The organism is Ornithinicoccus hortensis (assembly GCF_006716185.1).
GTDB lineage: Bacteria > Actinomycetota > Actinomycetes > Actinomycetales > Dermatophilaceae > Ornithinicoccus > Ornithinicoccus hortensis.
This window is the reverse complement of sequence record NZ_VFOP01000001.1, coordinates 1,657,936-1,671,695: the sequence shown is the minus strand read 5'-3', so window position 1 is coordinate 1,671,695 and position 13,760 is coordinate 1,657,936. Positions and strand designations below refer to the sequence as shown.

Annotated in this window: 5 protein-coding genes and 2 pseudogenes; 3 read left to right on the top strand and 4 right to left on the bottom strand. The window is 70.8% G+C overall.

From position 1 onward, the window contains the following. Nucleotides 1-261: 261 nt before the first annotated feature. From FB467_RS19530 to FB467_RS07755, 4 genes and pseudogenes are all read right to left on the bottom strand, one after another. Nucleotides 262-1,479, bottom strand: a pseudogene (locus tag FB467_RS19530) (AfsR/SARP family transcriptional regulator); the annotation flags it as partial. A 55-nt stretch (nt 1,480-1,534) separates the two neighbouring features. Further along, the gene (locus FB467_RS07770) at nt 1,535-4,219 is read right to left on the bottom strand and encodes a M14 family zinc carboxypeptidase (protein ID WP_170230626.1); all 2,685 of its coding nucleotides are present in this window, start codon (nt 4,217-4,219) and stop codon (nt 1,535-1,537) included. A 318-nt stretch (nt 4,220-4,537) separates the two neighbouring features. Then, nucleotides 4,538-5,520 (bottom strand): annotated as a pseudogene (locus FB467_RS07765) (YihY/virulence factor BrkB family protein). Nucleotides 5,521-5,527: 7 nt separating this feature from the next. After that, entirely contained in the window at nt 5,528-7,156 is a 1,629-nt protein-coding gene (locus FB467_RS07755) for a nuclease-related domain-containing DEAD/DEAH box helicase (RefSeq protein WP_141784589.1), read from the bottom strand. Nucleotides 7,157-7,339: 183 nt separating this feature from the next. Between FB467_RS07755 and FB467_RS07750 the strand changes: the two genes are divergently transcribed. The 3 genes from FB467_RS07750 to FB467_RS07740 all read left to right on the top strand — a co-directional run bounded on the left by FB467_RS07750 (nt 7,340) and on the right by FB467_RS07740 (nt 13,758). Next, nucleotides 7,340-9,286 carry a 3-oxoacyl-[acyl-carrier-protein] synthase III C-terminal domain-containing protein gene (locus tag FB467_RS07750; protein WP_141784588.1) on the top strand — a complete coding sequence of 649 codons (1,947 nt, stop codon included), beginning with the start codon at nt 7,340-7,342 and terminating at the stop codon, nt 9,284-9,286. 223 nt (nt 9,287-9,509) lie between these two features. After that, nucleotides 9,510-12,191 (top strand): M14 family zinc carboxypeptidase, encoded by a 2,682-nt coding sequence (locus FB467_RS07745; protein ID WP_141784587.1) that lies wholly within the window; start codon nt 9,510-9,512, stop codon nt 12,189-12,191. 163 nt (nt 12,192-12,354) lie between these two features. Further along, nucleotides 12,355-13,758: an amidase gene (locus FB467_RS07740; protein ID WP_141784586.1), complete on the top strand. Its 1,404-nt coding sequence runs from the start codon at nt 12,355-12,357 to the stop codon at nt 13,756-13,758. The last annotated feature ends 2 nt before the right edge of the window (nt 13,759-13,760 follow it).

Genomic DNA, 13,760 nt, shown 5'->3' with positions numbered 1-13,760 from the left:
CATCCGCCCGGCCACCAGCTCGATCGCCAACGGGATGCCGCCCAGCAGTTCACACAACTGCCGCACGTCCGCGTCGTCACCGCCCCGGTCGACATCGGGACGGACCCGTGCGGCCGCCGCCCAGAAGAGCTCGGTCGCCGGTGACGCCTCGCCCTCTCCCGCACCGACCATGAGCGGGGACACCGGGACCGTCTGCTCGCCCCGGGCACCCACGTGGGTGCGGCTGGTCAGGACGAACTGCGGCGCGGCATACCGCCGGACCAGGTCGCCGAGGGCGGCCCCGAGCCCGTCGACCTGCTCGGCGTTGTCGAGCACGATCACGTCCGCCGGCCCACTACCGATCGCCGCGGCCGCGTCGTCCTCCGGGTCCACGCCCAGATCCCGGCAGACCCGGTCCAGCGCGGAGGCGGCATCCGTCTCGGCCTCGAGCTCACAGAACAGCACAGCCCGGTCCGCCTCGTCCAGCCGGTGCGCCACCGCCAGCGAGAGGGTCGTCTTGCCGATCCCGCCCATCCCCACCAGTGTGATCACCCGACGCCCCGCCGCCACCAGGTCGAGGACCTCCTGCACCGCGTCCTGGCGCCCCACGAACGGGTCCGGCGCAGGTGGCAACGGGGGCAACGAGGGCACTGGTTCGGCCGCCTCGTCATCCGCGCCGCCGTCCGGCGCGGCCCGCCCCTCGGTGGGGTCGCGGAGCTCCTGGCGCAGGATCTGGGTGGGCAGCTGGGCCAGCTCGGGGCCGGGGTCGACCCCCAGCTCGTCGGCAAGCAGGTCCCGGGCCCTCGTGCAGGTCTCCAGGGCGGCGGCCTGGCGTCCTGCCCAGTACTGCGCCGTCGCGGCCACCACCCACCCCCGCTCGTCGTAAGGGTGGTCAGCCACCAGGGCCTGGGCCGTGGCGATCGCCTCGTCGTAGCGTCCGGTGCGCAGCAGGGCGGTGGCCAGGTCCGCCCGCGCGGACTGCCGCACCGCGACCAGTGCGTCCCGCCACTGCTCGAAGGCCGGCAGGTCACCGACGCCGTCGAACGGTGTCCCTCCCCAGAGCCGGAGTGCCTGCTCGAGCAGGTCCGCGGCGCGGCCCGCGTCGCCGCCCCGCAGCGCCGCGCGTCCCTGCGCCACGACGGTCTCGAACCGCACGACGTCGACCTCGTATGCCGAACCCGTCAGGGCGTAGCCGTCACCAGAGCGGGCGATCCCGAGGCCGAGCGGTTGGAGGGCGCGCCGCAGACCGGTCACGTAGACCTGGACGGCGTTGCGGGCGCTGGCCGGTGGCTCCTCGCCCCACAGCCCCTGGATCAGCTGGTCGTCGGTCCGGCGCGGGGGGACGCTGCCGGCCAGCAGGGCGAACAGGCCGCGCTGCTTGGCGCCGCCCAGCGGCACAGTCGTGTCCGCCTCCACGACTACCGGCCCCAGCAGGCGCACGCCGACCACGGGCACAGCGTAGGACCCGGCGCCACACTCGCGTAAGGGTCGCCGCGACATGGTGGTGGGGGCGGCGACCGGGTCCGGTCACCGCCCCCACCGCCTGCGCCTGCGTTCAGTCCTGCAGCAACGTCCCGTCAGGGGCGAACTGCTCCTCCATCCGCGACAACGTCGGGCCGTCGACTTCCGCCGACGGGCCGTGGTAGACGGCGTTGAACAGCAGGTTGAAGGTCGACCGGGGCAGCGACCGGAAGGTGATCTCGCTGCCGTAGGTCACCACCGTGCCCTCGCCGACGTCGAAGGAGACGACGTTGGCGGCACCCTGCAGGTGCTCCTCCCCGCGCAGGTAGCCGCTGGCCAGCAGCTCACCCTCCGCCGGGTAGTTGCCGGCCACCTCGGCCCCGTCGCCGGTGACCTGGTAGGCCCCGGTGTCGTAGAACCACACCGGCCAGGACTCGGGCATGCCCCACGCGACCGGGTTGGTCACGTCGAACTCCTGGTTCAGCATGCTGCCGCCGGCCAGGAACTCGTCCCGGTCCCTGGGCAGCACCTGCTCGATCGGCAGGTCCAGCAGATCCTGGACGGTCGGCACCGAGTCACCGATCGCCAACAGCGTCCCGCCGTCCTCGACGAACTCGCGCAGCTTCTGCAGGCCCTCCTCGCCGACGCCGTATGCCCACGCGTAGTCCTCGTCGTACCTCGCCGGGTCCAGGCCCTCCACGATGTCCTCGGTCGAGATCCCCTTGGAGAGCACGATCGTGTCGTAGAGCTCGGTCAGCGAGTCGTACTCGAAGTCCTGGGCGGAGACGACGTCGTAGTCCACGCCGTACTCGTCGAACAGCCACATGTCCCAGCCACCGGGCATGTTGTTGGCGCCGCGGAAGAGCCCGACCTGGGTCTTGGGCTTGAGTTGCACGCCCTCCACGCGCGGGGCCCGCTGGACCGCCTCGACCTCCAGCCCGACCTTCGCGGACGCGGTGGCGAGGACGCTGCGCGCCTGCGGCGTCGCCGGGACGACGTAGGTGCCGGCGGGGTAGGTCGTCCTGGCCTCGCGGAACTCCTCAGCGGCCCGGAAGGTGCGGATGTTGTTGTCCTGCAGCGCCGTGACGATCTGCACCGTCCCGTAGGACGCCGGGTCCACCAGGTAGGCGCCGTGCCGGCCGGGGGCCTCGGGCATGCTCACCTCGGGCAGTTCGACCGACTCGACCGGCTCCAGGCTGGCCTCGAACGGCTCCATCACCTCGTCGACGTCCACCCCGAGCAGCAGCGGCATGGTCGTGGTGGTCTCGGCATACGGCAGCAGGATCGGGCAGTCCGCGCAGTCCCGCAGCTCGGGGTACTCGTCGACCCCGAGCACCTGGTGCGCCCAGTTGCCGCGGGGCTGCGCCATCCGGATCACGTAGGAGCCCTCACCGTAGGTCTTGCCTCCGGCCTCGAAGTCCGCGGTCGCCCGCTCGATCTCGACCTGGGTCCACTCCAGGCGCTGGAGCATCTCGAAGGTCGCGTACGGGTCCCGCTGGTCCGCGTCCACCACGAACGCGTAGGTGCCGGACGGCACCCCCTCGTTCAGGTACTCGTGCGGCACCGAGAAGAGGTTGTCGTAGAGCAGCTGCGTGCCGTGCGAGGCCGTGTACTCCATCCCCGCGTAGGTGGCCGTCTCGGCATACGCCACGATGTCCGCCAGGGTCCAGACGTCGCTGTCGTAGGGCTCGAGCAGGGTCATCATCGGGTCCTGCGGCCCCAGGTTCGACCCGTCCTGGGACACCTGGGGGTAGGCGTAGTCGACCACGCTGGCGATCTCGGTCAGGAAGACGCCGGTCCCCGTGAACGGGTAGAAGCCGACCGGCTGCTCCAGCGCCCAGAAGATCGGGTAGTCGCCGGTGCCGACGCCGGTCTTGCCCTCGGCCGACATGGCGCGGGCCGCGTGCTGGCCGATCGCGTTGACCGCGGTCGTCATGTTGGTCGGCACGTTGTCGTTGTTGATGCCGCCGTAGGGCGGGACGAAGATGCGCTCCCCGCTGTTGCCCTGCTGGTGCATGATGTGCACGATCGCCGGCCGGTACTTCTTGATCAGCTCCAGCCGGTACTGCGCCTCGACCTGGGTGAACATGATCCAGTCGCGGTTGTCGTCGTGCCCGGTGTACTTGTGGTAGAGGTCGGGGAAGGTGCGGGCCAGGTCGGTGCCGGCCGTCTCGTTGAAGTGGTCCACCACCAGGTGTTGCCCGTCCGGGTTCTGCGACGGGACCAGGACGATCACCGAGTTGTTCAGGACGTTCTCGGTGAATTCGGAGTTCTCGGTCGCGAGCCGGTGCACGATGTCGTTGATCGCCTGCCCGTTGCCGACCTCGCTGGAGTGGATCGTGGCCTCCAGGTGGTAGAACGGCACACCCTCGTCCGCCAACTCCCGCGCCTCCTCCGGGGTGGTGCTGCGCGGGTCGGACAGCTGCTGGTTGATCTCGACCAGCCGGTCGATCCGCTCGAGGTTCTCCGGCGAGCTGATCAGCACGGTGGCGTACTCGTTGCCCATCGTGGTCTCGCCGATGGTCTCGTAGTCGACCCGGTCCGAGGCGTCGGCGATGAGGCGGAAGTAGTCGAGCACGTCGGGGTAGGCCGCGAGGCGACCCTCGGTGCCCATCGCGAACCCGAAGTACTCCTCCGGTGTCGGGACGTCCGCGCCCGGCCCGAGCTCACCGGCTGCGGCGACCGGCAACCCGGCCTGGGCCCCCGCCTGTGGTCCGGACGTGAGGGGTGCGACCAGTCCGGCACCGGCCAGGGCGGTGGCGAGGAGACCGGCGAGCACCGGTCTCCGCCTGTAGTGGGGATTCATCGTCGAACCTTCCTGGAGACGCAGAAGCCCCCGGGCCAGGACGGTCAGGGGGCAGCACGGATCGGACGATCCGTGGGCAGTGCGGGACGGGTCAAACGCGCGGTGCGATCCTTCGACCCCGACCGCCCCGTCACCTGTTGGCACCATAGAAACCGCAGGTCAGAGGGTCAATAGCGCAGGCTGGGAATTTACTGTGGACCGGCAACGCAGACCAACGCCCGGTGCCGTTCATACCTCCCGTTGCCCGCGTTCATGCCCGGCGGGCCGGTCCCGGCCCGAGCCGGGACCCGCTCACCCCTCGCGGTCGTCCTGCTCCTCGAAAGTCACCTCGACCTCCTCGTAGTCCTTGGTCGCGGTCGCCTGGGCGGCGTCGGTGATCGCCTGCTCGTCCGCGTCGGTCAGCGACTCCTCGTCGCTGAACGGTGCGAGCAGCGCCCGCGGGTACAGCCGTTTGGTCAGCACCACGTTGAGCTCGACGGACAGCACCACGATCACCGCGGCCAGGTAGAGGAACCCGACCAGGCCGAGCACCACCCCGAAGACACCGTAGGCGTCGTTGCTCTGCGCGACGCGGGTGACGTATGCCGTGCCGAACCACTGCAGGAGCTGCCACCAGAGCGCCGCGACCAGGGCGCCGGGGAGCGCCTCCCGCCAGCCCAGCGAGTAGGTGGGCGTGATCCGCATCGCGAGCAGGAAGACGGCCAGTGCCACCAGGAACGCGAGGACGGTCGCGAGCAGCCGCAGGAACGCCTCGACCTGCAGCCCGTAGGCGTCCGCGTTGCCGGCCAGCACCGACACCAGGGTGCTGCCGAGGAGCATCAGCCCGGCGAAGCCCAGCAGCGGCAGGCTGCGGACCGGCGCGCGCAGCGGGTCTGGGCGCTCGCTGCGGGGCACCGCCCAGCAGACGTCCATCATGTGCAGCGTCGCCTGGCAGGCCCGCACCGCACCCACAGTGCCACGAGCGCGCCGACCACCACGGCGAAGCCGCTGCCCTGGATCCCCTCCGGCGTGCCCAGCTGGGAGCCGAGGACGGGGAACTGGCTGATCGCGGTGTCCAGGATCTGCTGGGTCAGCTCCGGCTCGCCGGCGAGCAGGAAGCCCAGCACCGAGGTCAGCAGGAGCAGCAGCGGGAACAGCGCCAGGAACCCGTAGTAGGTGATCAGCGCCGCGAGGTAGGGGCCCTGGTCGTCGGCGTACTTGAACACGACGGCGGTGGGGACGCCGAGTCCCGGGTGCCGACGTTGAGCCCGGTCCAGCCGTTTCGCCAGCCACATGGGCGCGCTAGGGCTTCCCGGTCGGCACGCCCAGGTTCCGCGCGACCTCGTCGCCGCCCATCTCCCGCACCACCCCGGGGTCACCCACGACCACGAGACGGTCCGTCGCGCGGGACAACCCGACATACAGCCGCTCCCGGGACCGGTCCCGGACATCCTCCTGGTTGACGCAGAGCACGACCGCCCGGCGCTCCAGCCCCTTGCACCCCAGGACGGTGCCGTAGAACACCTCCTCGGCGTCCCAGAAGGTCTCCCAGTAGCCGTCGTAGCCGCGGCGCTCCGTCTGATCCACCTGCATGGGGTGCCGCGAGCCGGTGGTCAGCAGCGCCACGTGCCCCGGCTCCCACCCCTCCTCGAGCAGCAGGTCGACCTGGTCGTCCGCGGTGTCCAGCGCATCCTCGGCGGCGCACGGCACGAAGGTGACCTCCGGCCCGTCGCCGCCCAGCAGGCGCATCCGCATCGGGGTGAGCGGGGCGAACGCCTGCCCGATCTGGGTGGTGTTGCGCAGGTTGTGGTCCAGCACCAACGGCACCAGCTCGATCGGTGGGCGGCCGAACCGCGGGAAGATCCGCTGGTTCTCGTCGGAGTAGACGTAGAGCCCGCCCTCGTCCGGGTCGCGCAGCGCGGCGAGCAGCGGGGTCCACCACGACTGCGCGAAGTCCTGCGCCTCGTCCACCACGATCGCGTCGAACTTCTCCCGGTCCGACAGTCCCTGGGCCAGCTCGGCCATCAGGGTCGGCAGCCGGTTCTCCCAGAAGTCGCTGTCGGTGCGGTCCCCGTCGGGCGCGCCCCACCGTCGGCCCAGCTCGTGGAAGGTCCCGACGAACGCGGGCTGGTGCTGTCGCTTCACGGCGGCCACCTCCCGGGTGAGGAAGGCCGCCAACCCCATCGAGTAGCACAGCAGCGCCACCCGCTGTGTCGGCTGCTTGTAGGCACCCCGGGTCAGTTCCTTGGCCTGGGTGAGGGCCAAGACCGTTTTGCCGCTGCCCGCACCCCCGCGGATCTCCACCCTGCGCAGCAGCCGGGTCACCTTGAGCAGCAGCGCCTGCTCCTGGGTGAGCCGGTCGGCCCGGTCCTCCCGCTCGTCGGCCTCCGCGACGACGCTCGGGGCGGGCAGGTGGCGCCCGCGCAGGATCTCCACGACCAGGTCGAGGTCGTCCTCGTCCGGCACCCGGAACCCCGACTCCTGGCGCAGCGCGCTGTCCCGCAGCCGTTCGGCCAGCCGGCCCAGGTCGTCCGCGTCGTGCACCATCCAGCGGGGGCACTCGGGGGTGGCGAAGTCGTCGGCGATGCGGCTGTATGCCGTCACGACCCCGTGCGCCCACCGCACCCGGGTGCGCGAGGAGTCCCGCCAGCGCGGGTCGGCCTCGACATACTTGCGCAGTGCGTGCTTGCCGGCCATCGCCTGGTCGACCGGCCAGATCCGGCGCGTCCGTCCCGGGCCGCTCCCCTGCCGCCAGGCCCCGGTCCCGTCGACCGAGACCGAGCCACCCTTGACCTCGACCACTACGATGCCCGCGCCCGGCAGCAGCACCACCAGGTCCAGCTCGTGGTCCTTCTCCTCGTCGGTCAGCCGGAGGTTGGCCAGCAGCGTGGCGTCGTCGCCCAGTTGGATGCGCAGCCTCTCCCACACCATGCGTTCGGACTCGGTCGTGAAACTCGGCTCGACCGGAACCAACCGGGCACCCACGGGTCCTCCCTCGCTCGTCGCTGCCGCGACCCTACTGGACCCGGAGCGGCTGCGGGAGACGGCGAGACTAAACCGCGCGCAGCCCCTAGGCTCTGGGGCAACGGTCCCCCACACGACGGAGTGTGTGCCATGACTCAGCCCTTCCAGCTGAACAGCCAGGGTCGGATGGTGTTCCCGTCCAACTTCGCCCCGGAACTCGACTTCGCGGCCCTCGCCGACGTGGAGCAACTGGAGGCGGTGATCCGCAGGGACTTCGAGACGAAGTCGCCCAGCGGGACCGAGATCCTCGCGCGCATCGAGCAGGGGCGCTACACCCACCGTTACGAGCTGATGCGCGACGTCGCGATGAACCTCTTCTGGTCCAACCGGTACGCCATCACCATGTTCGACAAGCGGCCGTGCCGCTGGGGGGACGTCCCGCGCAACCGGGACGACCTCTACATGCCGACCCTCACCCCCTGGGAGGACGGGCCACGCAAGGCCGAGGCGGTGCGCGAGGTCTACCAGCAGCTGCCCGCCACGTGGGACCAGGACCTTGAGGACCGCATCTTCGAGGTGATCTTCGACGTCTTCTCGCACCGCACCTTCCACGCCACCGACCTGTCGCCGGTCAAGCCCACCGTGGCCGAGCTGCTCGCCGACCCGGACCACCAGACGCTCCGCCTCACCGGCTACGACCCGGACTACCCGGTCTACCGGTTCGAGGACATCCTGGACGCCAGCGAGGACGTCCCGGAGCTGGAGGCGCTGCACCGGTGGGCGATGGTGCTGCACAACCAGTACCCGTGGGACCGCACCCGGAGCGAGCTCGCCCGGGTCGGTGACCTGCGCGACGACGACTACGTGGTCCTCTTCCACCCCCGCGACCGCCAGGTGCAGCAGTTCCTCACCCGGGTCAGGACGGGCGCGCCCGGCCCGTACCGGCCGTCGCACCCCCCGGTCGAGGCCCGGCAGCCGACCCGCCCCTACCGTCCCATCGCGGTCCGCGACCTCGCGGTGCAGCCGCGCATCCTGGCCCTGTCCGTCGAGCCGGGCGACCAGGTGTGCAGCAACGAGGACCTGATCCGCAACTCCGGCTACAACTGGTCGCCGATGAGCGCCGCGGAGATCAGCAGCAAGACCGGGATCGAGCAGCGGCTCTACACCTCGCTGGACATCGAGGAGATCGCCCTGCGGGCCGCCCGGTCGGCCCTGGCGCACGCCGGGGTCGGGCCGGAGGAGGTCGGCGCGGTCGTGGTGTGCACCTGCACCAGCAACCGGCTGATCCCCTCGATCGCGACCTACCTGTCGGGCGCCCTGGGGATCTACCAGTCGCACGCCTCCTTCGACCTCATCGCCGCCTGCGCCGGGATGCCCTACGGGCTGGCCGAGGCGGTGCGGCTGATCCAGGAGGTGGAGCGCCCCGTCCTGGTGGTCTGCGTCGAGAAGTTCTCGGACAAGATCGGCAACGTCCGACCGTCCCGGATGATCTTCGGCGACGGCGCGGCCGCCCTGCTGGTCGGCGTGGCGGAGCCCGGCGAGGCCCCGGACATCGAGTTCCTCAAGACCTACGCCAGCGGGCCGGAGAGCCAGGTGAACTCGATCATCTGGCCCAACCCGGACTTCGACAACAACATCACCGTCTACGGACCGGAGGTGAAGACCCTCGCCGGGCGCTACCTGGCCCAAATGTTGGAGGAGATCGGCGCGCTCCCAGACCCCGACGGCAAGGCCGTCTCGCTGCTGGACAGCATCGACCTGATCGTGCCGCACCAGGCCAACAAGACCATGGTCATCGAGCTCGCCGCCCAGTCCGGACTGTCCGCCGACCGGCTCTACTTCAACATCGAGCGGATGGGCAACACCTCCTCCGCCAGCATCCCGCTGGCCATCTACGACGCGGTCAGCGAGGGCGTGATCACGGGGCCGACCAGGATCTTCGCCCCCGGCTTCGGCGCGGGTGCCGTGGCCGGCTACGCGGTGATGACGGTCGACCCCGCGGTCATGGCACCGCGGCAGGAGGAGCCCGAAGCGCCGGAGCAGGAACGTGCGGCCATCGAGTCCACCGTCGAGGACATCTCGCAGGCCTTCTCGTAATCGCCAGGTCCCGGCAAAAGCACACCGGGCGGTAACGTACACACGGTCCCAATGGCATTACCGGACTTTCCCAAGACCGGTGGACCAATGGCGTCGCATGCTCTAGCAATCCCACCAATCGTCTCTCTTTTGCCCATTTCGATTGACGCGCCCTCACCGCACTGAAAATGTTCATTCTCACTGAACGGGGACCATTCATAGCCGGGCTAGAGAGGACATTTCCGTGTCACTGAGAAAGACGGGCCTGACCGCCTTCGTCGCCGCCGCCTCCATCGTCGGGTTGCTCTCCGGCACAACCGGAGCGACCGCGACCCTGACCCCCACCCCCACGACCCAGGGCGGCTCGGCATTCACCGCCCCGACCCAGTCCGTGCCCACGCCCGAGGAATTCTTCGGATACCCGTTGGGCGAGGAGGCAAAACTCCCCAGATTCCACGAGGTGAAGGCCTACCTGAGCCAGATCGCCGACAGTTCCCCGCTGGTGAACTATGAGGTCGTCGGGGAGACGACGGAGGGCGAGGAATTCCCGATCGTGCAGATCGGGTCAGCGGCCAACCTGGACCGGTTGGAGGAGATCCTGGACATCAACGCCCGCCTCGCCGACCCGGCACAGCTGCAGGTCGAGGCGGACGCCGCCGGGGTGCCCCGCGACGAGTACGCCCGCACCCTGGCCGCCGACAGCGTGCCGGTCTACTACATCGAGGCGGGCATCCACTCCACCGAGGTCGGCAACACCCCGGCGCTGATGAACGTGGTCCACCGGTTCGCGACCGAGCAGTCCGACTTCACCGAGAAGGTGCTGGACGCCATGGTGATCGTGGTGGTCCCCTCGCAGAACCCGGACGGGCACAACCGGGTGGTCGACTACTTCATGGACACCGAGGGCACCGACTACGCCCGGGTCTTCCCCGACCTCTATCAGAAGTACGTCGGCCACGACAACAACCGCGACTGGTTCATGTTCACCCAGGAGGAGTCCCGGATCCGGCTGGCGCTGGAGCAGAAGTACCGCCCGGTCGTGCAGCACTACATGCACCAGGCCGGGGCCAACAGCCCCCGCATCTGGAGCCCGCCGTGGGACGAGCCGATGTCCCCGGTCCTGGACCCGATCACCGTCTCCTCGGCGAACAGCATCGGCCAGGAGGCCAACCGCGACCTGATCGCCGCCGGCAAGAAGGGCGCCAAGACCGACGACGCCTACGGCATCATGTGGAACGCCGACGTGATGGGCTACAGCACCTTCCAGGGCACCACCACGTGGCTGACCGAGATCGCCTCCGCCCGGGACCTCTGGTTCACCTACACCTCCGAGAACATCCTGGAACCGTCCGCGGCGACGCTGCGCTCCCCGCTGCCCTACGACGAGACCACCTGGCGCCCCATGCAGATCGTGGAGTATGCCGAGACGGCCGTCTACTCCGGCCTGGAGACGGTGGCGGGCAACCCGCAGGAGTGGCTCTACCGCAACATGTACCAGGTCAACGCCAACAGCGAGACCTGGGACGGCGGGGCCAGCGCCTACGTCATCCCGGCCGAGCAGCGGGACCCGTTCGCGACCTACGAGCTGCTCAGCATCTTCGACCTCGGCGCGGTCGTCATCGAGCAGGCGACCGAGGACTTCACCGCCGGCGGCACGGCATACGAGGAGGGGTCCTGGATCCTGCGCACGGACCAGCCGATGGGCCGGTGGGTGGACCAGTTGCTGCGGATCGACGAGTACCCGGACGAGGCACGCAAGTGCAACGACTGCCCGCTGATCATGCCCTACAGCGAGACCACGGATAACCTCGGTCTGCTGATGGGCGTGGACGTCGACGCCGTTAACGAGCCGGTGCAGGTGTCCAGCGTCGTCGTGGACGAGGTGACCCCGGCTGCCCAGCCGTTCCCGAAGGACCCGGGCCGCACCGGTGCCTACGTGGTCGGCCCGACCTCCTACGGGCTGGGCCGGGTGATCACCGCGCTGGAGCAGACCGACGTGCCGGTCTACCGCGCCGCCGAGGAGGTGGACGTCCGCTCCGGCACCGTGCTGCCGCCCGGTGCCCTGATCGTCCCGGCCAGAGCCGACGGCGCACGGGAGGCGCTGGAGCAGGCGAGCGCCGACCTGGGTCTGCCGGTGTATGCGGTGCGCAAGGCCCCGCGCGTGCCCGCGGTCGAGCTTGAGGAGACCACGCGGGTCGGCCTGGTCCGCGGCGCCAACAATATGCCGGGCGGCTGGCTGATGTGGATGCTGGAGCAGTACGGGACCGACTACGCCGTGGTGAGCGCCGACGACTACGAGGACCTCGCCGCGAAGTACGACACCATCGTGCTGGCGCCGGGGATCTCGACCTCCCGGATCACCGACGGCCTTAACCCGGCGAACTACCCCGAGGAGTTCCACTGGGCCCGGGGCGTCCCCGATGGCCCGGCCAAGCTGGCCGAGTTCGTCGAGGGCGGCGGCAACCTGGTCGCCCTCGGCAGCGCCTCGACCACGGCCGTCGACGCGTTGTCCCTGCCGGCGGACAACATCACCCCGAGGGACCGCGACGTGATGTCCGCGCCGGGTGCCCTGCTGGAGCAGACCTTCGACCCGACGGCGCCGGCCGCGTGGGGCATGCCCGAGGCGTGGCCGGTCTGGTACGGCAACGACCCGGCCTTCGCGGTGGGTGGCGAGGCGCAGGTGGCGGCCTCCTACCCGGAGTCCGAGGACCTGCTGGTCAGCGGCTACGCCCACGGCACGTCCGCCATCGCGGGCGCCAGCAACGTGGCCACCTTCGAGGTCGGTGACGGCCAGGCCACCATCGCCGGCGGTCACATCACCTTCCGGACCTGGCCGCGGGCCACCTGGACGCTGGTCACCAACGCCATCTACAACGGCGCCGGCACCCCGCTCACCGCGGACGAGCTGGCCCTGCGGTTCCGCTGACCCGGGCGCAACAGAAGGCGATTCCCCGACCGACCGGTCGGGGGCTCGCCGTTGCCGTGGGGCCGGAGACCCGCGGCCGGGCCTCCGGGGCCCGGGGATACGCTGACCTCGCGCCCGCCGGCCGACGCCCCGTCGCGACCCGGGCGGCGCTCCCAGGGAAGGAATGGCCGTGACCGACGCCGGAATTGCTGGACTGTCCGCGGTGGAACTGCGCGCCCGGTATGCCGAGGGCTCGCTCTCCCCGGTCGAGGTGCACGAGGCGGTCCAGGACGTGATCGCGCGGCGGGAGCCGGTGCTCAACGCGTTCTGGCGGCACGACCCCGAGGGCTCGCGTGCCCAGGCGAAGGAGAGCGAGCGCCGCTGGCGGGACGGGGAACCGCTCGGGCCGGCCGACGGCATACCGCTGACCCTGAAGGAGAACGTCGCCCGCGCCGGCGTCCCGATGCCGGCCGGCACCGCCGGCGTGGAGCCGGTCGTCCCCGAGCGGGACGCCCCGATCACCGCACGGGTCCTGGAGACCGGCGGCGTGGTCCTCGGCTCCACCGTGATGCCGGACTGGGGCATGCTCTCCTCCGGCGTCTCCAGCCTGCACGGCACCACCCGCAGCCCGTGGAACCCGGACCTGACCACCGGCGGGTCCAGCGCGGGGGCCGGTGCCGCCGCGGCCGCCGGCTACGGGCCGCTGCACGTCGGGACCGACATCGGTGGGTCGATCCGGCTGCCCGGCACCTGGCTGGGCCTGGCCACCCTCAAACCGTCCAACGGCCGCATCCCGCTCGACGCGCCCTACCTGGGCCGGGCCGCCGGACCGATGGCGCGCACCGTCGGCGACCTGGCGCTGTTCATGGAGGTCCTGAGCCGGCCCGACGACCGCGACTGGACGAGCCTGCCGCCGCACTCCATCGACTGGACGCTGACCGACCTGGACCCGCGTGGGCTGCGCGTGGGTCTGCACCTGGACGCCGGATGCGGCGGCGAGGTGGATCCGGAGATCCTGGCCGCGGTGCAGGGCGTCGCCGACGTGTTCGCCGCCGCGGGGGCCGAGGTCGCCGAGGTGGCCCCGTTCATGACCCCAGACCTGCTCGACTCCGTCGACCTGTTCTGGCGGGTCCGCTCGCTGAACGACTACGACGCGCTCACCCCCGAGCAGCAGTCCCGGGTGCTGCCCTACATCGCCGAGTGGGTCGCCGGCGGCGCCGGGGCGAGCGGCGTCCGGGTGCTGGACTGCTACCAGCAGATCATGCGGATGCAGGCGGTCACCGTGGAGGCGACCCTCCCCTACGACATCGTGCTCTCCCCCGTCGCGCCGGTGTCGGCCTTCCCGGCGGAGCAGCCGATGCCCTACCCCGACAACGGGCGCGGCATGCAGCACATCGGCTTCACCGTGCCCTACAACATGTCCGGGCAGCCAGCCGCGACGGTCAACTGCGGCTTCACCACCGACGGCCGCACCATCGGCGTGCAGATCTCCGGTCGACGGTTCGACGACCCCGGCGTGCTGCGCGCCGCAGCCTGGTACGAGGCGCACCGCCCGGCCTCCGCCGTGCCCGACTGGCCGATCGGGTGACC